Origin of the sequence: Gloeocapsa sp. PCC 7428, assembly GCF_000317555.1 — a bacterium.
Lineage (GTDB): Bacteria > Cyanobacteriota > Cyanobacteriia > Cyanobacteriales > Chroococcidiopsidaceae > Chroogloeocystis.
This window is the reverse complement of sequence record NC_019745.1, coordinates 1,079,102-1,100,585: the sequence shown is the minus strand read 5'-3', so window position 1 is coordinate 1,100,585 and position 21,484 is coordinate 1,079,102. Positions and strand designations below refer to the sequence as shown.

Below are 21,484 nucleotides of genomic sequence, written 5' to 3'. Positions count from 1 at the left end.
CTCTGCTGCCGATGATTTGAGCCGTTACCCAAAAAATATTTAAAATAAAAATCTTAATAAAACTGAACCTACCGCACCCAGAAAGTTCATAAAATTTGGTTTACTTTTTGGTACAGAATCGCTTGGAGGATTTTCTAATTCTGTAATAAAAATTTGTGCGGTTTGTAACCCATCGTTATTAGCTTGCGTCAAGAAAAGTTTTTCGGCTTGTTTAGCATCCGCAAGCGCACCAGGGCGATCGTAAAGTTGGTAACGCGCCACACCTCTTGCGAGATACGCCGCAGCATAATCAGGTTTAATACTTAATGCTTGATTGAAATACGCGATCGCACCTTGCGGATCTCCTTTTTTACCTTGCACGACACCCCAACCGTAAAAATCTTCTGCATTCCCGATTTGAGGTGGTATACCTACTGCACCTTGCAAATTTGCTCCACCTAACTGCGCACCAGTTAAATTAGTATTTACTAAAAAAGTTTCTCGCAAGTCAGCCGCACTTAAATCCGAACCACTCAAAATAGCGCCACTCAAGTTTGCACCAAACAAACTTGCACCCATAAGGTTCGCACCAACAAGGTTTGCACCACTTAAATTGGCACGGCTGAGATTCGCCCCACTTAAATTCGCCCCACTTAGATCGGCACCTGCTAGATTCGCCAAAACCAAGCCAGCACCGCTCAAATTACAGTTTTGACACTCTTTCGTCGCTAGAAGTTGTTGAAGTTGCTCGGTATTAGCCGATGCTGGAGGTACGACAGAAATTACGAGCAGTGTAGTAATGGCTATGTTAGAAGCTTTCATCAAAATAGAGATGGCAAAGAGTAACTACGCGGCTTGAGAGTTATCAAACGTGCAACAACTGTAGAGTGTTTTTCTAAGCTTAATGTATCAGTTAAAAAATTAGTGTAAAAACCGTGCAAATGCGGAGATAGAGGCGGTAAATTGATAGCGATCGCCCAGTATTTTTACTTGTATTAATTACGTTAGACATATCTATAGGACTAGGAAGCGAGTAGGACACAGCGAAGAGAGATAATTACAAATTACGAAGTGGTGCGTCTTGATTTCTCCTTTCTGCTTTTGTTGGTCAAGCACTGCGGTAGTCTAGATCAAGTGATTTAATATTGTGCTGCTACAACACAATCCGCTGTTAGACATTTAAATTTTGAATTTTGAACTGCTTATATGTCCCCCAACGCTTCTCCTACTGTTTCCACTTCAACACGCACAATTCGCATTGGTTCGCGTAAAAGTCAACTTGCGCTCGTACAAACTTACTGGGTGCAAGAACAACTACAAAAAGCCTTTCCTGATCGCACCTTTGAAGTCCACACGATGTCTACGCAAGGCGACAAAATTTTAGATGTCGCCCTCGCGAAGATTGGCGATAAAGGGCTATTTACTAAAGAACTTGAAGTCGGGATGCAAAGCCATGAAATTGACTTTGCCGTGCATTCGCTCAAAGACTTACCGACAAACTTACCGGAAGGGTTAATGTTGGGAGTTGTCACCGAACGCGAAGATCCTGCTGATGCACTAGTCGTACACGAAAAGCATAAAGATAAACAAATCGATACATTACCCGAAGGCGCTGTCGTTGGTACGTCTTCTTTACGGCGCTTAGCGCAGTTACGCCATCACTTTCCACATCTGACTTTTAAAGATATCCGAGGCAATTTAAATACTCGTTTAGCAAAACTCGATGCAGGTGAATATGACGCAATTATTTTAGCCGTAGCAGGGTTAAGACGCTTAGGAATGGGCGATCGCATTCACCAAGTTTTACCCGCAGAAGTTTCGCTCCACGCCGTCGGACAAGGTGCGTTAGGCATCGAATGTCGCGCGGATGATACCGAAGTGCTGTCATTAATTAAAGCAATTGAACACGTACCCACACGCGATCGCACATTAGCTGAACGAGCCTTTCTCCGTTCTCTCGAAGGTGGTTGTCAAGTTCCCATCGGCGTCAATACCCAACTCGAAGGCGATACCCTTACCCTAACAGGCATTGTTGCTAGCGTAGACGGGACAAAGTTTGTCAAAGACACCGTTACAGGTAGCGCCAGTAACGCCGAACAACTGGGAACTGAACTTGCCCAACGATTACGTCAACAAGGCGCACAAGAAATTTTAGAAGAAATTTTCCAAACCGTGCAACGCGGATGAATTCAGCTTGAATGCAGGGGAAATAGTCCGGGCAAGGCATTGCCTTGCCTCTCTCGCCTCCCCCACTCGCCTCTCACATCCGCTATCATGATTTCGACGCAATACAAATAGGGGACATAAAAATTAAGATGCGAATTCTGTTTGTTGCCGCAGAAGCAGCCCCCATCGCCAAAGTTGGTGGAATGGGAGACGTTGTTGGTGCTTTACCCAAAGTGCTACGAGCAATGGGGCATGATGTCCGGATATTCATGCCATATTATGGCTTTTTGCCCGACAAAATGGAGATTCCTAAAGATCCAGTTTGGTACGGTAATGCGATGTTTCAATCCTTCGCAGTTTACGAATCTGTCCTTCCTGGTACTGATGTCCCCTTGTACTTGTTTGGACACCCAGCTTTTTGGCCGCGTCGCATTTATTCTGGAGAGGACGAAGACTGGAGATTCACGCTATTTGCCAACGGTGCAGCAGAATTTGCTTGGAACTACTGGAAGCCCGAAATTATTCACTGTCACGACTGGCATACAGGAATGATTCCTGTGTGGATGCATCAATCTCCAGATATTTCAACAGTGTTTACAATCCACAACTTAGCATATCAAGGACCTTGGCGCTGGTACTTAGAGAAAATTACCTGGTGTCCGTGGTATATGCAAGGACACAACACGATGGCAGCTGCTGTACAATATGCCGATCGCGTCACAACTGTTTCTCCCACCTACGCGCAACAAATTCAAACAGTTGAGTATGGCGAAAAATTAGAAGGTTTATTGTCGTTTATTAGTGGTAAATTATCTGGTATCGTTAACGGCATTGACACCGAAGTTTACGATCCAGTAACCGATAAATACATTGCGCAAACTTTTACTGCTGAAACTCTAGACAAGCGCAAGGCAAATAAAGTCGCACTGCAAGAAGAAGTTGGTTTAGAAGTCAATTCAGGTGCTTTTTTAATTGGTATCGTTACGCGGTTGGTTGAGCAAAAAGGCATTGATTTAATCTTGCAAACGCTCGATCGCTTCTTGGCTTATACCGATGCCCAGTTTGTCGTGTTAGGAACAGGCGATCGCGCTTACGAAAGCCAATTGTGGCAGATGGCATCGCGTTTTCCTGGTCGCATGGCAACGTATCTACTCTACAACGATGCCCTAGCACGACGCATTTACGCTGGTAGTGATGCTTTCCTCATGCCAAGTCGCTTTGAACCTTGCGGAATTAGCCAAATGCTTGCACTTCGTTATGGCTGTGTGCCAATTGTTCGCCGCACAGGTGGCTTAGTTGATACTGTATCGCACCACGATCCTATTAATCATACGGGTACAGGCTATTGCTTTGACCGTTACGAACCGTTAGACCTTTATACGTGTATGGTACGCGCTTGGGAAGGCTTCCGCTATAAAGACTACTGGCAAGTCCTTCAACAACGCGGTATGAGCCAAGATTTCAGTTGGACAACATCTGCCAAAGATTACATCAAGCTGTATAAATCCATGCTTGGTTTGCCAGAAGAGGAAGTTGTCGAACCAAGTATCACAGATTCTAACCCTAAAGAAGAATTAGCTTCTGCTGCTGCGGAATAGAATCAGTTCGCTGCTAAACAAAGAACCCCTAAATCCCCCAACCTGGGGGACTTCAACCTCCTTTTAATCTTGCCGTTGAGCGAGAAGATAAGACAAACCTATGTTCACTATAGCTAGCAAGCGAAACATTGATGCAGAAAGTCTAAACAAAGTCATCTTCAGCAAAATTACTGAGATTCTTTCGTTTTAGTGTGCGTATGCACACTTCGCTCGGTAGCCCCGACTTCAGTCGGAAGGCTTTTTTAATACGAAGAAGTATTGATCGTCACCTCTAACCCACAGTATTTAATTACGAAGAAGCCGCACCTTTCAAAGTCCCCCATGTGTAGGGAACTTAGGGGGCTAGAGACTATCCAGCAACACCTAATTAAACACAGGTAATCCTGCTAACGCCATTGCGACTTCCTCAGCATTGTATTCTGTATCGCGCAGTAACCCAGCTTGATAATCCATATAAGCTTGCATATCAAAATGACCGTGACCGCAGAGATTGAATAAAATAGTTTTACTCGTTCCTTCCTCTTTACAGCGCAACGCTTCATCAATTGCAGCTTTTACCGCATGATTCGCTTCCGGTGCAGGAAGGATACCCTCAGCCCGCGCAAATGTGAGTCCCGCTGCGAAACAACTCAATTGCGGTTCAGCACGCGTTTCAATTAGCCCTAACTCGACAACATGGCTTAGTAAAGGAGCCATGCCATGATATCGTAATCCACCTGCATGAACGCCTTCAGGCATAAAAGAATTACCTAAAGTGTGCATCTTGACAAGCGGAGTCAGATGTGCGGTATCACCAAAATCATAGGTGTATTTACCCTTGGTGAGTGTTGGACAAGCTGCTGGTTCGACTGCGATAAACCTAATATTATTTTGCTCACCACGTAGCTTTGCCCCGATGAACGGAAAAGCAATTCCTGCAAAGTTACTACCACCGCCTGTACAGCCAACAACAATATCAGGATAGTCTCCAGCTTGTTCTAACTGTGCGATCGCTTCATACCCAATCACAGTTTGATGAAGTAGGACGTGATTAAGGACACTACCTAAAGCATATTTCGTTTGCTGATCCTGTACAGCGACTTCCACAGCTTCACTAATCGCAATCCCTAAACTACCGTTGCTTTCAGGATACTGCGCGAGAATTTTTCTGCCTGCTGCTGTTTCTTCACTAGGACTTGCGACAACTTTTGCACCGTAAGTTTCCATCAACGCCCGACGATAAGGTTTTTGTCGGTAGCTGACTTTCACCATGTATACCACGACCTCTAACCCAAACAACGCGCCAGCAAAAGCCAAAGAAGAACCCCACTGTCCTGCACCTGTTTCGGTTGTTAAACGTTTGACTCCTGCTTGTTTGTTGTAATATGCCTGCGCTACTGCTGTATTCGGTTTATGGCTACCCGCAGGACTAACACCTTCGTATTTGTAATAAATTTTGGCAGGAGTATCGAGAACTTGTTCTAAACGTCGGGCGCGATAAAGTGGTGTTGGTCGCCATTGACGATAAATTGATTGTACTTGTTCAGGAATCTCGATCCAACGTTCTTGACTCACCTCCTGCACGATTAACTCGCTCGGAAACAAAGGTTCAAGATCGCTAGGAGTAATTGGCTGTCCTGTTCCAGGATGTAAAACAGGTGGCATTGGAGTCGGTAAATCAGCTTGGATGTTGTACCAAGCTGTCGGCATTTGGTCTTCTGTAAGTGTATATTTAATCGTTTCCATTAGTGGTGTTGTGGTAAGAAGCCACACATTATACCGGAAACGCACTTGATAATCTAAGAAGGTTTCACATTTGGTGAAGCGCGATCGCACTTTGGCAGATTAACTCGTGTATTGATGATTAGTGCGACGAAAACAAAACTTTCGATGAAGAACAAAAAGCATTGTTATGCCACCTCAAGCTATTGTGTAAAAGTGCTTTAGAGATTGTGTCGGAACACAAAACCAAGTCAAATCAGCGTTCTGTCGCTATTCTTGAAGAGGAGTTCACGGGTGGTGTCATGGAATGGGCTGATCTGAAACACCTAGATACACTAATTCAGCAGACAAAAACCTTGGGGGCTTATGTTGAGGAAATTGGTGTATCGGGTGAGGGGCGATCAATTTATGGAGTGACGGTAGGAAATGAACAGGCATCTCCTAGAGTCGTTATTGTAGCTGGGCTTCATGCTGCTGAAGTTATTGCACCACTAACCGCTATATCCATTCTTCAAACTTTAGTTTGTCATAAGCTTCCAACAGTACAATTCTGTATTGTTCCTGTGGCAGATCCAGATTTTGTGTCTCGGAACGCCAGTGAGTTACCCACAACTGTTACCTTGCAAGCTCTACTTAATCTAAATCATCAACGAGATTTGGAGGGTCATTTCACAACAGATACTTATCTTGAGTGTGTAGCAATTCGCCAATGGATTGAGCGTTTCAACCGAGTTGATGCTTATTTTTCTCTGCACTCCGCCCATTGTATTAGTCCAGGGTTATTTTTCTATGTAGGTAACACTTCTAATTCGGTTTGGGTGAGCCAAGTTGCAAGTCAAGTTGCTAATACAACACCAGATTGGATTTCATTATTGTCTCACGATCCAACTGGACTTTCTCAAAACGCTTTGTCATCAGGATTTTTTGAGCTAGATATCCCTAAATTTGAAAGTTTAGGTGCTCCTAATCCTGGTAGTTCGCTTGCTTTTGTTATGCATAGGTTTCAACCTCAGTACATTGGAGCCTCAGAGATGCCTTTAGCAATCTGCCCCGCTTTAGCGGAGGCTTCACTTACAGAAATTGACCAGTGCAACAGAGATTTCAAGGAGACAGGGCGCACAAATTATTCATTTCAAGAGATTGACTTAGACACTCAACTTTACATCATGAAAAGCTGGATCTGGTCAGTTGTTGAGCAGGTTACGGCAGCATAAAACGTTACTATAGTGGATGTGTGAAGCTTTCTTGCTGCGTTGGATTACTCTAGTAACCAATCAAACAATGCTTTCACTGATAAACTAAAATCTTGGGCAAATGCGGGTACAGGTAGATGAATTTCTGGTTTATCAAAAACATCTGTTGGCTGATCAGATTAATAGACAAACACCGATCGCTCTTTATGATCGATTAACCAACCTATCTGTGTGTTGTGTTTCAAACAGTGCAAAATATTCTTTGTGACTTTCGTTTAACTTTGGTCAGGTGAGAGAATTTCAATTACCCAATCAGGTGCGATCGCAAACACATTAGCAACTCCACCATCTTCCTGGCGCGGAATCCGGCTCCAAGTAAACACTGCAATATCTGGAACAATCGAGCCGCTGCCACAACTCCTAACTCAACCGAGTGACAACTTGATTTACTTTTGGTCTACCAAAACGTTCCCACGCATTCCCCCCGCGTAAGAATAATTCCATCCATCGTATAGGTTTCCCGTCCTTTCCTTGCCAGCCCGAACTACCAGGGGCAAAAGCTAAAGTACCTTCAGGAACTTTAAAACTACCGTCAGAATATACCGCATCACTTACAACGTCACCAACGCGGACGATCACCTTATCCTCTGGATTGAGATTCACACTGTGCGCAGGAATTGTTGTTTTGATATTACCGTAGCCATCGATCCACGCTACGCGATCGCTTGGTGCATCAGGAATTTGCTCAGGACGTAACTCGTCTCCCAAAAGGCTAAAATCGTCTAGGGCGATCGCCGCTGCTGCTTGCGGAAATACATCTCGCGAACGAAACTGCGACCCTCCGCGCGATACCTTGACTATTTGAACAACTTGTGCATAGTCTTTTATAAAAGATAGTGTATATCCCGCATTGACACCTACAACTTTCACTCCGTTGGTTAGCAAGGCGTAAGTTAATCCCTCTCCTTCATTGTCGAGTCTTGGTTCCGACTTATCTTGACGAGGTGCGCAGTTATGATAAATTAAACGTTCTTGTGGACCTGGATTCAGACCAAGTTGCGCTACCCAAAACCCAGTTGCCAAGGTACTAAAGGGAGGAACCGACAACAAGCTAACTTGAGCCTTGGGTAAAGCCAATAATAAACGTTGAGTAACTTCTGCAAAAGCTGGATCGCCGTTTCCGTAGTCTGCAATTAAGCTAATGAGCATAGCGCCAATTCAATCGCGGCAAGATTAGTCTATTCGATATTCGCTCATCTTTGGACAAATTTTTCAGCATCTTTGCGCTTCAATGACAACTTTGTGTCAAGAGCTATCAAAGCGATCGCACCTTCATTCACTTCCTCAACCACCTATAACCTAAGATAGAGCTTCGCTGTACAAATCTAAGCAAGCTCGCGTATTTATACCTAATCTGCTTTGAAATTCCTTCTTTTGCAGGATCGTTGCTGAAAGATTAAAACATAAAATCAATTTACAAATCACGTCTCCACTGCTTGTTATTAATGAAAGGTGGTACTGGTGATTACCGTTGCTGATCCCTAGTTATAGAGTTATCCTCTATAAGGCGATCGCTTTTTAGGCAAGTGCAATGCTCCTGTAATAGGTTAGAAGTTCATAACGCACAGAACATAGAGCATTGTAGGTTTTCTATACTATATAAAAGATGACAGAAACGACAAAATCTATGAGCAACATCCAAGAACAAATTGAACAAGAACGTGAACAGGCACGTGCTGTCTGTGATACTGCTGGTGCTGAATCTGGTGAATGTGCCGCAGCTTGGGACGCTGTAGAAGAACTACAAGCAGAAGCATCCCATCAAAAGCAAATGAAACCCAAAAACTCTCTAGAGCAATACTGCGACGAAAATCCAGAAGCTGCTGAATGCCGTATTTACGATGAATAATTAGTTAATGTAATTCCTTTTCGACAAGACGCTTAACGTATGCGAGAGGACACTTGACAAAGTGTCCCTTTTCATTTTTTGTGGACTTAAAGGTTGCTATTGCTGTTCATCTTTAACAAACAAGTTTTGTGCAAAATTACTCGTATTTGTGAGTTAGATACAAATTTCTGCTGAGTCAATCATCCTGAAGCTATGCAAAATGAAGTTTGGCTACGTCCTCTCGTTTGGATGGACTACCGCCTAGCCGTATTATTTACAGTCATCATCCCCCTCATTCTGCTGATTTGGGCATTTGTTCAAAAAGCGGAAGCAATCCAACGTTTATTAACAATTTACTGGCGCGTATCAAGCTTGCTTGCGATCTCCGTTTACTTACTTATTGCCGCACTGCCAGTCGGGTATATTTCAGGAACGATCGCGCGAATTTTAATTCCGATCGCGCTGTGGTTTTGGATTGATCTCAACGAAGAAATCGACGATCAACCTTCAGGCGCATTAAAACTCACGTTTAACTCGTGGCGCTGGGCTATGACAGTCTATAGTGTGTTAGGCGCGATCGCGAGCATACCCTTCTTAAGATGCGCATTCATTAGCGGCGCTGCTACCAATCCTTTTTGTACAATCCTGCGAGAGCCACCTTTACTCTTTAGAGAATATTTCCACCCCAACTCTACACCTCAGTTCCTTGGCTTTTTAGGCATCGTTGGCTTGATTTTCTACTTTATCTGCCTCGGCTATTTTGTTCTGTTTAAACTAGGTAAGCAAGGACGTTCTGCGCTACCGCAATAATGAGACTTAGGGTAAGGGGTAACGAATGAGAAAGCCTACTTAGAACGTGCTGTTTGTGAAATGGTATGCGGTAATCTTGATTTCTAGCCCCTAGCCCTAGTACGTAACTCCTTCAAGTAAGCATGAATAATTCTATAGGGAAACGTTTAGAACAATACACAGTAAAGCGACCGCAAGAAGTATTAGTTGTTACAGTAGAAGTTGATGGAGAACTCGATCAAATTGCGATATTCAAGGGTTTTTCTAGCTCATTGATGCGCCCTACAGCCTTTGATCCAGAAGTACCAGTGCTATCAGATAATGCCAAAATTCTCACGATTGATCGAGTAGCAAGTCCTTATAACCCGCAATCACCGCGTTATATCGAGCAAGAACTGACGTGGGACAGTATGCAAGTACTCTTGTTAGAGGTTGGAGTTTAATAGCAGATAGCTGTAAGCAAATACTCAAAATTTCAGTAATATTACATAGAATTTTAGCAATAATTTCATACTAGCTTGACAAATTCTTACGTAATTACGCGTACAATTAATCACATACTTGCTTGAATAGCAGTAAATTGTCAGCTTTGTTATTGATGAATCAACTTATCACCCAAGTGTGAAGCATCTGTAAAGAGATTGCGGCTTATACTGAGGTGAAATAATCTGACATACAATAAATTTTTTATATCTATTTAATAAAGTTGGAATAAAGTTAAAACAATATTAAGCGCCAGATTAGAAAATGATATTCTCCTAGCGTGAACTAGTTGTGTGAGGAGTGAAAAAAATTATGGTATCGTCTCCCGTTGGCATTCAAAGTACGGCAAGCACTGAATTTACCCAAGTGATATCGCTGCCAAAAACAACAGAATATCAAGCCGCGATCGCATTACCAAATTCTCCATTATTTGGTACTGATGGCATCCGTGGACGCGTGGGAGAATTACTCACGGCGTCTTTAGCGTTGCAAGTAGGCTTCTGGGCTGGAGTGGTACTGCGCCAAAATTCGCGCGAACTAGGACCTATTATTGTCGGGCAAGATTCGCGTAATTCTAGCGATATGCTAGCGATGGCGGTTGCATCAGGTTTAGCGTCTTCTGGGTTAGAAGTGTGGCATCTCGGTTTATGTCCTACACCTTGCGTTGCCTACTTGACGAGTATCACCAATGCGATCGGCGGTGTGATGATTTCTGCCAGCCACAATCCACCCGCAGATAACGGTATCAAATTCTTTGGTTCAGATGGTGCTAAATTACCGCAAGCTTGGCAAGCTGAAATTGAAGCAGGCGTGCGCAGTCAGACAAACCTTTGTATTAGCCAAAATGCTTGGGGACGTTCGTATCTACGTTCCGACTTAGTACAAAATTATACTGAATCGCTCAAAAAACCTTTGCTACGCAATCGTGACTTTGCAGGAATGCGCATTGTGTTGGATTTAGCATGGGGTGCGGCTGTAGACTTAGCACCAGTGGTATTTCGGGATATGGGTGCTGAAGTCATTTGCTTACACGATCGCGCCAATGGCGATCGCATCAATGTGGACTGTGGTTCTACCTGCTTAACATCCTTACAAGCTGCGGTACAAGAACATCGCGCAACTTTAGGTTTTGCGTTTGATGGAGATGCAGATCGGGTTCTCGCGGTCGATGACAAAGGTAGACCTGTTGATGGCGATTATATTCTTTACCTGTGGGGTCAAGCGTTACAAACCCAAAAACAACTGCCAGATAACTTAATCGTTTCAACCGTAATGGCAAATCTTGGCTTTGAGCGTGCCTGGGAGAAAATTGGTGGTAAAATGATTCGTACGCCAGTAGGCGATCAGTACGTACAAGCAGAAATGGCTCGTACTGGTGGAATGCTCGGCGGTGAACAATCAGGTCACATTCTCTGTCGCCACTACGGTATTACAGGTGATGGATTACTAACAGCTTTGCATATTGCGGCGCTAGTACAATACGCTAAAGTACCATTATCAGAAATGGTGAATCAAAGCTTTACGACTTATCCGCAGTTGTTACGTAATGTGCGTGTTGAGAGCCGCGATCGCCGCATGAACTGGAACCAATGCGCACCTGTGCAAAAAGCGATCGCGCAAGCCGAAGCCGCAATGGGAGATCAAGGAAGAATTCTTGTCCGCGCTTCTGGTACTGAACCCGTAATTCGCGTCATGGTGGAAGCCGCGAGTGCCGACCTTACGCAATATTGGACAGATAACTTAGTTCTCGCCGTTCAACAACACCTTGCTTAATCATCTGTAAACTGAATTACTAAACCTAAAATTTTGTTGAAAACCGCTAAACCCCGACCGGAGAATCGGGGTTTTATGTCATGATCGCAAAGTAAACGAGTTACAGACTTTCAGAGCATAGGAATCGAGTTATGGCTCTTCGACTAGGTGACACAGTACCAAACTTTAAGCAAGCTTCTACCGCAGGCGAAATCGATTTTTACGAATGGGCTGGCGATAGCTGGGTTATTTTATTTTCCCACCCCAAAGACTTTACCCCAGTTTGCACAACCGAACTCGGTGAAGTTGCCCGCCTCAAGCCAGAATTTGACAAGCGCAACGTTAAAGCACTCGCGCTAAGTGTCGATGACGTAGATTCGCACCAAGGTTGGGTTGGAGATATTGAAGAAACCCAAAACGTCGGTCTTAATTATCCGATCTTGGCAGATCCTGACAAAAAGGTTTCCAACCTTTATGACATGATTCACCCTAATGCCAATGACACTCTCACAGTCCGCTCAGTCTTCATTATCGACCCAAACAAAAAACTGCGTCTCAACTTCACTTATCCTGCTAGCACTGGGCGCAATTTTGATGAAATCTTGCGCGTTATCGATTCTTTGCAACTTACCGATAACTACAGCGTAGCGACTCCAGCAAACTGGAAAGATGGCGATGACTGCGTGATTGTTCCTTCAATCAAAGATCCTGAAGAGATCAAGCAGAAATTCCCCAAAGGTCATACTGAACTCAAGCCCTACTTGCGGATGACTCCCCAACCGAATAAGTAATTTAAAGTTGTGAGTGATTCTGGTGGGCAAAAGCCCACCTTTTTTTACCTAGAGAATCTAAAACTCTAGTCAATAAAATTAGGACATTATCGAAGTTCGTAGTGATTTCCCTCAGGCAAGTTTAACCCTGACCCCTGCTACAAAACAGATGTTGTCCACGACGGTAGACAAGGTTTGTCAAGCGCAATTAAAATCGCCAAGCTTCAAAATAGCAAAAACCAGTATGAGAAAATAGTTAATATTGTCAAAAAGACTGGAATTAAAGTGCAGTGGATATCAAGAATGGTTTTGTAGGTACTGTTGGTAACACGCCACTGATTAGATTAAAACACTTCAGTGAAGAAACAGGATGTGAAATTCTAGGTAAAGCGGAGTTTCTCAATCCTGGTGGTTCCGTAAAAGATCGGGCGGCACTTTACATTATCAAAGATGCTGAAGAAAAAGGACTACTCAAACCAGGTGGTACTGTTGTAGAAGGAACTGCGGGCAATACGGGTATAGGTTTAGCGCATATCTGCAACGCCAAAGGCTACAAGTGTCTCATCGTGATTCCAGAAACTCAGTCGCAAGAGAAAATGGATGCATTGAGAACCTTAGGCGCAGAAGTTCGCCCAGTTCCTGCTGTCCCCTACAAAGACCCTAATAACTACGTCAAACTCTCTGGAAGAATTGCCTCAGAGATGGAAAACGCCATCTGGGCTAATCAGTTCGATAATCTCGCTAACCGTCAAGCGCATTACGAAACAACCGGATTAGAAATTTGGCAGCAAACAGATGGTCAAGTTGATGCGTGGATAACGTCTACAGGAACAGGGGGAACGCTTGCGGGTGTAGCCATGTTTCTCAAAGAAAAAAATCCAGCGATCAAAACCGTCTTAGCTGACCCTATGGGAAGTGCGCTCTACAGTTATATTAAAACTGGTGAAACTAAAAGCGAAGGTAGTTCGATCACCGAAGGCATTGGCAATAGCCGCGTGACCGCAAATATGGAAGGTGCGCCAATTGACGACGCCATCCAAATCGACGATCCTGAGTGTATCCGCGTTGTTTATCGACTCCTACGCGAGGAAGGAATCTTTGTTGGTGGTTCTTCTGGAATTAATGTTGCAGCAGCCGTTGCACTTGCAAAACAAATGGGTCCAGGACACACGATAGTCACAATTCTTTGTGATAGCGGTGGACGTTATCAGTCACGACTTTTTAATCAGGAGTGGTTAGCCGCAAAAGGGCTATTGCCTGATTAATATAGCAGAGTCAGGGGTCAGGGTTAAATTCTCCTCAGGGAAATTAATAGAAGCTTTTATCGTGTCTTAACTCTGTTGACTAGGGCTATATCATCTCACCTAACGAAAGCGCTTTAGTACTAATGTCAGATATATTACCTGATAAGTCACCATCTTCAAGATGCGTTATGGTGTGTCAAAATCGCACTTGTCGTAAACAAGGCGCGGCAAAAGTTCTTGCTGCGTTTCAATTGCATCCAGTACCTAAAACTACAGTTGTTAGTAGCAACTGTCTAGGGCAATGCGGTAATGGACCGATGGTACTCGTCTTGCCTGAACAAATTTGGTACAGTCGCGTTCAACCTGCTGAAGTGCCAGCGGTAGTAGAAAGGCATCTTCGTGGTGGATGTCCGGTAGCAAATATGCTTTATTCACCTCGATAGTATTCATGGGTAAGAAAGGGAACATCAATCACTTCTCCCTCACTTTCTCCCACTTTTACTTTTAAACCCACTCCACCAGCTTTAGTGCGGATGTAACCAAGTCCAAAATAACCTTGCGCAGTTTTTATACAACTGGTAAGTTTACCAACCTTTTCATCTGCAACCGCGATCGCACTTCCAGGTTCAACCAAGGATTCGAGGCGGATACCCCAAAGTTTTTGCTTGACTCCTTGATATGTATTTAAGCGGGCGATCGTTTCTTGTCCAATGTAACATCCCTTATTAAAAGAAATCGCATTCCACAAACCTGCTTCTAGAGGATTATAGTCGTCGGTCAATTCACATTCTGGTACAGGACGACCTTGAAGAATCCGTAGCTGTTCCCACACGCGATCGCTTATGGGTTCCACTCCAGCTTGCACAATCTTATTCCATACTGTTGCGGCTGCTGCAACAGGAACAATCAGCGTGTATCCAGGTAACGCCAAACCACTACCTACCGCGATACTTACCTCACTTTCTCCTAGCTGAACTACTGTATGATGTCCATACGGCTGATTGATAATTGTACCCGCCCCTAACTGCTGTACAACGGCATCGCTCTCAGGTCCAATTAAACTAAATGCCGCAGTCTCAGGTGTCACATCTTTTAGCTGGACTCGATCGGCAAAAAAGATATAGCGGTCTAGCCATTCTATGAGAAACTCGCGGCGATTTGGTGAAACGAGTAAGAGAACAGCATCTTCAGTGACATACGCCGTAGCTAAATCAATTGTACGGGCGGTAGACGTGACAAATACAGTATCGCAGCCTTGTCCTGGTTTAAGTTGCTCAAAATCATTCGTGCTTTGGTTATGTAAAAACCGCAAGCGATCGCCGTCACTTACTTCAATTCTTCCCCAGTGTGAGCGATCGTATAAAACAGCTTTCTGTTGAGATACTTGAAGCGCAGTCGCATCATCGCTAAAACTTGCTCCCGTATTTGCTTGCATATTCCGCAGTTGCTGCATGATACTTACCTTTCTACCAATTTTGCCACTAGCTTATTTATACATCTGGTAAGTTAGCAAATATCTGCTCAACTAATTGTCCTGCTTTGAGATCCAAACGCTGCCAGTCAATATCTCCCGTTTCATCAATCAAGCTAGTATCAATAATCACTCCATAATTTATTGCTGTTTGCGCCGGATCGTAATCACGAAAGCAAATTTGATAGCACAGTTCCCACAAATTTACTTTTACCTCTGGTACACCTTGATGCTGCAAGCATAAGTGGTATTCTGGTTGTGGTGTTGGTAAATGAATCAAAGCCTGTTCGATCTCTACAACCTGACCTGGAGACGCTGTTTCTAAGCGTTGTACAAGTTGTGTTACCGTGTCCTTGGTTTCGTCTGTTGTTCCTTCAGGCCACACCATCACATCTTCGTACTTTCCTCGCCAATCAGATCCTTCTAGTTGCTTACCAATATGGTCGATCACCCGAATAAATGCTGGTTGCATTAATAGTTCAGCTTGTTGCCAAACTATTGGATCTGTAATTTTAGGCGGCATAAGACGTTTATGTAGTACAGAAGAGGAATAAATAGCACAAATGCTTGTCTGTATTCTTACAAAAATTCTAGTAGTTTTGCGATCGCCTCATCTAATATTTAATCCTATAAATTTCTTTATAGTTTTTCAAACCGAGTGGCTACACACTATTCAGTAGGTAATCAAAGTGCCAGTGTATTTATTTACATGTTTCTAGTACTAGACTTCTCAACATACATGAACTCGTACTCAGCTGAGTTATGTCCTACGATAGTAGATAAGGAAGAAAAGCAATCTACAATAGGATTTATAAACCAGATAAGCTAAGGAAAAATTAAATATTTGTTCAATTGTTGAGCGAAGCAAAAGATGTAACTTATAGTATTATTCCTACTCTAAGTTATTGTATTTTTTGTACTTGAAAGGGCGTTGAAGGCGAAGATGTAGCCTTATTTTTTTCCTTATAGTAGTTAAATAAAAACATATTTTTTCAAGGGGTAAATACAAAACCAAATTAGTTTTGTATAAAATTTTAATGCTGTATGAAAACACGATCGAGCCGCTCATTAAAAGCTACGACAGAAGGAATACAAAGAGCAAATAAAGCGATATTGAATTTTGCTACAAAGATTGAACTAGCAGTAGAAATAGGAGTCTCACGTGCTACCGTACAAAATTTCTTTGCTGGTAAGCCAATCGACAGAGAAAACTTTCATAAAATCTGTGAAAAACTAGCATTACCTTGGCAAGAAATAGCAGAGTTGCCAGAGAATTACTCAGTCAGCACTAAGCAAGAAACAACGTTTAAGCTAGAAGTAAATACTGAAAATGAAATATGGCGAAAGATCCAAGCTGATATTCAACACCAGCATGGCCGAATTAGAGCTTTGGATATGTCCTACCCTCGACCACTACAAGAGCTTTATACTAACATAAACGTTTTAAAAAGCATTAGTAGCCGTCGTTGGCTAGAAATTGAGCAGTTACAACAAAAATACAATGTATCAGACAAAAAAGAACTAGAATTATGTAACGCTAATAAACAGCAGATTTCTGGATTGCAAGCTGTCCAGAATTATTCTAAGTTGATAATTTTAGGAAAACCTGGTTCAGGCAAAACAACTTTTCTTAAACATCTTGCTACAGAATGTGCTTTCGGAAAGTTACATTTCCAAATTCCCATTTTTATCGGTCTCAAAAATTTTGCAGCAAGCGCTTATACGTCTAGCTTACTTACGTATATTAATCAGGAACTTACTAATTATGATATCAATGCCAGTTTTACTTCTCAAATATTAAATCAAGGTAAAGCCTTAATTCTACTCGATGGACTCGATGAAGTACGGCAAAAAGAGGTTCATCGCGTATTACAACAGATCAATCAACTTAGTACTCAGTATCACAGCAATCAGTTTATTATTACTTGTCGTATAGCATCGCTAGACTATAATCTAGAACAATTCACCGAAGTAGAACTTGCTGATTTTAACCAATCGCAAATTATCGAGTTTGTGCATAAATGGTTTGTAGGCACTCAAGCTAAGAGTAACCAGTTTATTCTCAAGTTACAGCAAAATTCGCGGCTAAGAGAACTTGCGACAAATCCATTATTATTAACCTTACTTTGTTTAGTATTTGCAGAAGCGGGAGATTTCCCTGCAAATCGTGCAAAACTGTATCAAGAAGCACTAAGTATTTTGCTTAAAAAATGGGACGCTAAACGCCATGTTGAGCGTGACGAACTTTATGAATATCTGTCAGTGCAGAGAAAACATGATTTATTAAGTCATATTGCACGTAATACATTTGAGCGTGGAGAATATTTCTTTAAACAGCAAGACTTAGAACAATACATTACTAAGTATATCGCCAAACTACCTGACGTAAGTTCTCATGTAAATCTACCAATTGATCCTGAGGCTCTACTTAAAGCAATCGAAGCACAACATGGTTTACTCATAGAACGTGCTAGAGGAATTTATTCTTTCTCGCATATTACATTTCAGGAATATTTCACTGCAAAAAACATCGTTTTTAACACCGAACCTCAAGCTTTAACGATAGCTTTAACGCAACTTGTCAGCCGTATCACTGATAAACGCTGGCACGAAGTCTTTATACTATGCGCGGGAATGCTCCCGCAAGCAGATTATTTATTATTGCTAGCAAAGAAACATATTGATGATTTATTGATTAATGAACCTCAATTAATCCAGTTTCTTAACTGGCTAAGCACAAAAGCTCAAAGCGTGAGAGGTTCTTGTCCCTCGTTCATCATCAGAGCATTTTATCTTGACTTAGAACTTGCGCGAGTTTGTGATACCACAGCAGGAAGATTAGAGTTGGCTAGCGCTTGTAATCGCGAATTTGCACGTTACCTTAACGATCAACTATGTCTCGATCTTGCTCTTGACCGCGTTCTTACAATTAATAGCGTATTAGGAACGACGAAGCCTTCTTTAATTTATCATCGCGTGCTTGACCGAGCAATTATACGTGCGAGTAGCACTGCTCCTGAGTTAAAGCAGGTGCTAAAAATGCTCAAACAACGTGCTACAAAATGTACTCAGAATGACAGCAAGTTTGTCGAGTGGTGGAAAGTGTTTGGTCAGGACGAAATTAAACTTCTACAAAGTGCAGTAATTGCACAGCGTAACTTTGCGCATAATTGGCACTTTAATCCTCACCAGAAAAATTTATTAAAGCAGTACTATTATGCCAATACATTGTTACTTAACTGTCTTAAATCTAAGTGTCAAGTGTCCTCTGAAGTTCGACAAGAAATAGAAAATTCTCTGTTACTATCCTCATCAGAGCTATTTCAGATAGCAATTTAACAATAATATTATCAAAGGTAAGAAAGTTATCTTCTTACCTTTAATCAAGAACTTTTAAACACCAATTAAGCGCTTTGATAGCTTGTCGGTAACGTATCTTTTAAAGGCGTCCACCGGAAATAGCGATCGCCACCCCGCTCAAGTACAACTTTTACCCGTGGCTCTAAGCTTGGTAATTTCGCTAAGTACTCAATTTCCTGATTAGACAACATATGCCCCTCAATCATCCACAACACTAATCCTTTTGACTTCGGCGGTAATTGTTGCAAATGATAATTGACTATCGGTGGTGCATAATAAATGTTTCCTACCGCAGCACCTCTACCAATACTTTTTTTACCAAGATGTGGCGGTCTAACTCCGTGGACTTTGGTCAAATAGGCAGCGACATCACCCAAAGACCGCGCCGTAATATGCAATGTAGTATATCCTGCTGCCCGTAGTCGGCGTTGATAGCGACCTTCAAAGCCTCCCTCAAGTGGTACATAAACACCAAGAGCGCCCGACTTTTCTAAGTCTTTAATAAATTTATTACCGATAACAATGAGTGCCATAAATTTGTGATTCTCACTTACTCAACATTTTAGGTACTGCAATATGCTTGCGATGTCCTGCGCGGGGGATTGTGTCTAATTTTAAGTATCGCTCATATCGTGACTTGCTTAATGCCTCTCATTTTTTCTGAAAGCTCGTCACTTCTTATTCTTTAGAGTTTTTTGTGATTGATAGAAATACCTAATCTTTCTATTCAAAAAAATTAATAATTCTTGCGCCAAGACTAACCTGTCATGTTATATCTAGAATACTGGGACAACTATTGGACAAAAATAAAGAATTAGTTTATAGTGTTAGATCGTGACCAAAATGCCTCAAGTTTGAGTCAGCAATAACCTTGATGCTAGGTTATTGACAACGCAAGCTGCGTGGTAAAAAACGTGATTTATAGGTTTAGCAGGCGTTGCTATAGTAGCTTATAGCGTTAAGCTGTCAGACTATAATCTTGATCGGGAAGTAGGTTAGAAAGCAATGCGATTGCTTGACGCCTACGACAAAGGCTGTGTGAGGCTAGATGCGCTGGAGTGCTTGGAATCGCCCAAGCTTTTGAGTGATGAACTTTAGTTCAACGAGCGAGTAGTATAGCAGAAGTAGACAGCAATGTATTAACACCAGCATTATGGTTTAAAGCTCGTCAACTCACCGATGTAGATACTAAGCGGCAAGCCGTTTAAGTCTAGGTGGGTAGTTAACTGCAATAGCGATCGCGCTGAATTTAAATTGTCTTTCCACGCGCAGGCTCAAAACCAAAAATGGCTTACTTGCCCAATAGCTTGGGTAAATAAGTTCATGTCAAACCGGTTACAGCGAATCAGCGATATCCGGTGCTAATTCAACCTTGAAAAAAGGAGAAACCAGTTACTGTGGCTGTAGGTATCCTCGGCACAAAGCTGGGCATGACCCAAGTGTTTGACGAGGCAGGAAAAGCAATTCCTGTAACTGTAGTTCAAGCCGGTCCATGCACAGTTACGCAAATCAAAACTAAACAAACAGATGGTTACGCTGCTATCCAAGTTGGCTATAAAGAAGTCAAGCCGAAAGCGCTTAACAAACCCTTGTTAGGTCATCTGGCTAAATCTTCTGCTCCATCTTTACGCCATCTGCGCGAGTATCACTTAGATAATTCGAGTGAATACAATCTAGGTCAAGAAATTAAAGCAGACATATTTACCGCTGGGCAAATGGTCGATGTCATCGGTACAAGCATCGGTCGCGGTTTTGCTGGCTATCAAAAACGGCATAACTTCGGTCGCGGACCCATGTCGCATGGTTCTAAAAACCATCGATTACCTGGTTCAATTGGTGCGGGTACGACTCCAGGGCGTGTTTATCCTGGGAAAAAGATGGCAGGTCGTCTCGGTGGAAAACGCGTGACAATTCCTCAACTGACTGTCGTCAAAGTAGACTCTGAACGAAACATATTGCTAATCAAAGGAGCCGTTCCTGGTAAGCCTGGTGCTTTATTGAATATTGTGCCAGCTAAGCGAGGTAGTCAAAAGTAGGGCGACCTAATGAATTGCCGCTACAGGTGTTCAGGGTGAACGTGTAAGTTTACTTAATACACCAAGAGACTACAAAAAAGGGGTAAAGAAGAAATGGTAGAGTGTGTAGTAAAAAACTGGCAGGGAGAAGAGGTAGGGCAAGCAGCACTAGATTTGCAGGTCGCAAATGAAAAGAGTGCGGCGCATATAGTCCACCGAGCATTAGTACGGCAAACAACAAATGCCAGACAAGGCACAGCAAGCAGCAAAACTCGTGCAGAAGTCCGTGGCGGTGGTCGCAAACCTTGGCGGCAAAAAGGTACAGGTCGCGCGCGCGCTGGTTCGATCCGTTCGCCATTATGGCGTGGCGGTGGCGTCATCTTTGGTCCTAAGCCCAGAGATTATGAAATTAAGATGAATCGCAAAGAGCGACGGCTAGCTTTACGCACCGCTTTAGTAAGTCGGGCTGAAGATATGGTCGTTGTGGAAGACTTTGCAAGTGAGCTACCCAGACCAAAGACTAAAGACTTAATCGCAGCGATCGCGCGCTGGGGAATCGATACAGATACCAAAGTTTTGTTGATTTTACCAGAAATGGTAGAAACAGTTTACTTATCGGCGCGTAACGTAGCTCAAGTCAAGCTGATCGCTGCGGATCAGTTAAATGTTTACGACCTGTTGAACGCCGACCGGATCGTGACGACGGTAGCTGCTATTGAAAAGATTCAGGAGGTCTACGGTGCCTAAAATTGATCGGCGATCGCTCCCTGATTTAGTACGTCGCCCCATCCTTACCGAAAAGGCGACGCGGCTGATGGAGGAAAACAAATTTACTTTTGAAGTCACGCCGAAAGCAACAAAACCACAAATCAAAGCGGCGATCGAAGACTTATTTGAAGTCAAAGTTGTTCAAGTTAACACTCAACAACAACCGCGCAAGCAGCGCCGTGTCGGAAAATTCATTGGTTTTAAGCCCCAATACAAGAAAGCTATTGTCACCGTAGCGACTGGGGAAGAAGACAAGATTAGAAAAGTCCTGTTCCCAGATGTTTAGTGAATTGTTAGTTAGTCCAAG

Annotated in this window: 21 protein-coding genes; 14 read left to right on the top strand and 7 right to left on the bottom strand. The window is 42.9% G+C overall.

What is annotated here, in order from left to right; genetic code table 11:
- Nucleotides 1–39 precede the first annotated feature (39 nt).
- Nucleotides 40–801, bottom strand: a complete 762-nt coding sequence (locus tag GLO7428_RS04925; protein WP_015187459.1) for a pentapeptide repeat-containing protein — start codon at nucleotides 799–801, stop codon at nucleotides 40–42.
- A gap of 384 nt (nucleotides 802–1,185) precedes the next feature.
- Here GLO7428_RS04925 and hemC point away from each other — a divergent pair, with 384 nt between their 5' ends.
- Together hemC and glgA are read left to right on the top strand one after the other, a co-directional pair.
- On the top strand, nucleotides 1,186–2,166 hold the full coding sequence (gene hemC, locus GLO7428_RS04920) for a hydroxymethylbilane synthase (protein WP_015187458.1): 981 nt from the start codon (nucleotides 1,186–1,188) through the stop codon (nucleotides 2,164–2,166).
- 128 nt (nucleotides 2,167–2,294) lie between these two features.
- A complete protein-coding gene (glgA, locus tag GLO7428_RS04915; RefSeq protein WP_041918513.1) occupies nucleotides 2,295–3,743 on the top strand; it encodes a glycogen synthase GlgA in 1,449 nt (482 codons plus the stop codon).
- A gap of 363 nt (nucleotides 3,744–4,106) precedes the next feature.
- On the opposite strand, the gene GLO7428_RS04910 is transcribed toward glgA, so the two are convergent.
- A complete protein-coding gene (locus GLO7428_RS04910; RefSeq protein ID WP_015187456.1) occupies nucleotides 4,107–5,468 on the bottom strand; it encodes a TrpB-like pyridoxal phosphate-dependent enzyme in 1,362 nt (453 codons plus the stop codon).
- 206 nt (nucleotides 5,469–5,674) lie between these two features.
- Between GLO7428_RS04910 and GLO7428_RS04905 the strand changes: the two genes are divergently transcribed.
- A complete protein-coding gene (locus GLO7428_RS04905) occupies nucleotides 5,675–6,658 on the top strand; it encodes a M14 family zinc carboxypeptidase (RefSeq protein ID WP_155823577.1) in 984 nt (327 codons plus the stop codon).
- A gap of 254 nt (nucleotides 6,659–6,912) precedes the next feature.
- Here the strand turns inward: GLO7428_RS04905 and GLO7428_RS28820 are convergent, their stop codons facing one another.
- Nucleotides 6,913–7,038, bottom strand: coding sequence for a Uma2 family endonuclease (locus tag GLO7428_RS28820; protein WP_255348380.1), 126 nt, complete (start codon nucleotides 7,036–7,038; stop codon nucleotides 6,913–6,915).
- A gap of 19 nt (nucleotides 7,039–7,057) precedes the next feature.
- The gene (locus GLO7428_RS04895) at nucleotides 7,058–7,846 is read right to left on the bottom strand and encodes an S-adenosyl-l-methionine hydroxide adenosyltransferase family protein (protein ID WP_015187454.1); all 789 of its coding nucleotides are present in this window, start codon (nucleotides 7,844–7,846) and stop codon (nucleotides 7,058–7,060) included.
- 478 nt (nucleotides 7,847–8,324) lie between these two features.
- On the opposite strand from GLO7428_RS04895, the gene GLO7428_RS04890 reads away from it, so the two are divergent.
- From GLO7428_RS04890 to GLO7428_RS04860, 7 genes are all read left to right on the top strand, one after another.
- Entirely contained in the window at nucleotides 8,325–8,546 is a 222-nt protein-coding gene (locus GLO7428_RS04890) for a Calvin cycle protein CP12 (RefSeq protein ID WP_196797544.1), read from the top strand.
- Between the two features lie 192 nt (nucleotides 8,547–8,738).
- Nucleotides 8,739–9,335 (top strand): DUF3177 family protein, encoded by a 597-nt coding sequence (locus GLO7428_RS04885; RefSeq protein ID WP_015187452.1) that lies wholly within the window; start codon nucleotides 8,739–8,741, stop codon nucleotides 9,333–9,335.
- A 122-nt stretch (nucleotides 9,336–9,457) separates the two neighbouring features.
- On the top strand, nucleotides 9,458–9,757 hold the full coding sequence (locus GLO7428_RS04880) for a hypothetical protein (RefSeq protein ID WP_015187451.1): 300 nt from the start codon (nucleotides 9,458–9,460) through the stop codon (nucleotides 9,755–9,757).
- Nucleotides 9,758–10,109: 352 nt separating this feature from the next.
- A complete protein-coding gene (gene glmM / locus GLO7428_RS04875; RefSeq protein WP_015187450.1) occupies nucleotides 10,110–11,570 on the top strand; it encodes a phosphoglucosamine mutase in 1,461 nt (486 codons plus the stop codon).
- Between the two features lie 131 nt (nucleotides 11,571–11,701).
- Nucleotides 11,702–12,340, top strand: a complete 639-nt coding sequence (locus tag GLO7428_RS04870; protein WP_015187449.1) for a peroxiredoxin — start codon at nucleotides 11,702–11,704, stop codon at nucleotides 12,338–12,340.
- Between the two features lie 269 nt (nucleotides 12,341–12,609).
- Nucleotides 12,610–13,584, top strand: a complete 975-nt coding sequence (locus GLO7428_RS04865) for a cysteine synthase A (RefSeq protein WP_015187448.1) — start codon at nucleotides 12,610–12,612, stop codon at nucleotides 13,582–13,584.
- Between the two features lie 122 nt (nucleotides 13,585–13,706).
- Nucleotides 13,707–14,006, top strand: coding sequence for a ferredoxin (locus GLO7428_RS04860; protein ID WP_015187447.1), 300 nt, complete (start codon nucleotides 13,707–13,709; stop codon nucleotides 14,004–14,006).
- On the opposite strand, the gene GLO7428_RS04855 is transcribed toward GLO7428_RS04860, so the two are convergent.
- On the bottom strand, nucleotides 13,991–15,019 hold the full coding sequence (locus tag GLO7428_RS04855) for a folate-binding protein YgfZ (RefSeq protein WP_196797543.1): 1,029 nt from the start codon (nucleotides 15,017–15,019) through the stop codon (nucleotides 13,991–13,993). The two genes, GLO7428_RS04860 and GLO7428_RS04855, sit on opposite strands and share 16 nt — an antisense overlap.
- Nucleotides 15,020–15,053: 34 nt before the next feature.
- Nucleotides 15,054–15,557 carry a hypothetical protein gene (locus GLO7428_RS04850; RefSeq protein WP_015187445.1) on the bottom strand — a complete coding sequence of 168 codons (504 nt, stop codon included), beginning with the start codon at nucleotides 15,555–15,557 and terminating at the stop codon, nucleotides 15,054–15,056.
- A 521-nt stretch (nucleotides 15,558–16,078) separates the two neighbouring features.
- On the opposite strand from GLO7428_RS04850, the gene GLO7428_RS04845 reads away from it, so the two are divergent.
- Nucleotides 16,079–18,373, top strand: coding sequence for an NACHT domain-containing NTPase (locus GLO7428_RS04845; protein ID WP_015187444.1), 2,295 nt, complete (start codon nucleotides 16,079–16,081; stop codon nucleotides 18,371–18,373).
- A gap of 65 nt (nucleotides 18,374–18,438) precedes the next feature.
- Here the strand turns inward: GLO7428_RS04845 and GLO7428_RS04840 are convergent, their stop codons facing one another.
- A complete protein-coding gene (locus tag GLO7428_RS04840) occupies nucleotides 18,439–18,927 on the bottom strand; it encodes an NAD(P)H-quinone oxidoreductase subunit N (protein ID WP_015187443.1) in 489 nt (162 codons plus the stop codon).
- Nucleotides 18,928–19,791: 864 nt separating this feature from the next.
- Here GLO7428_RS04840 and rplC point away from each other — a divergent pair.
- The 3 genes from rplC to GLO7428_RS04825 all read left to right on the top strand — a co-directional run bounded on the left by rplC (nucleotide 19,792) and on the right by GLO7428_RS04825 (nucleotide 21,463).
- On the top strand, nucleotides 19,792–20,430 hold the full coding sequence (rplC, locus tag GLO7428_RS04835; protein ID WP_015187442.1) for a 50S ribosomal protein L3: 639 nt from the start codon (nucleotides 19,792–19,794) through the stop codon (nucleotides 20,428–20,430).
- 93 nt (nucleotides 20,431–20,523) lie between these two features.
- Nucleotides 20,524–21,156 carry a 50S ribosomal protein L4 gene (rplD, locus tag GLO7428_RS04830; protein WP_015187441.1) on the top strand — a complete coding sequence of 211 codons (633 nt, stop codon included), beginning with the start codon at nucleotides 20,524–20,526 and terminating at the stop codon, nucleotides 21,154–21,156.
- A complete protein-coding gene (locus GLO7428_RS04825; RefSeq protein ID WP_015187440.1) occupies nucleotides 21,149–21,463 on the top strand; it encodes a 50S ribosomal protein L23 in 315 nt (104 codons plus the stop codon). The genes rplD and GLO7428_RS04825 overlap by 8 nt, the downstream gene beginning before the upstream one ends.
- The last annotated feature ends 21 nt before the right edge of the window (nucleotides 21,464–21,484 follow it).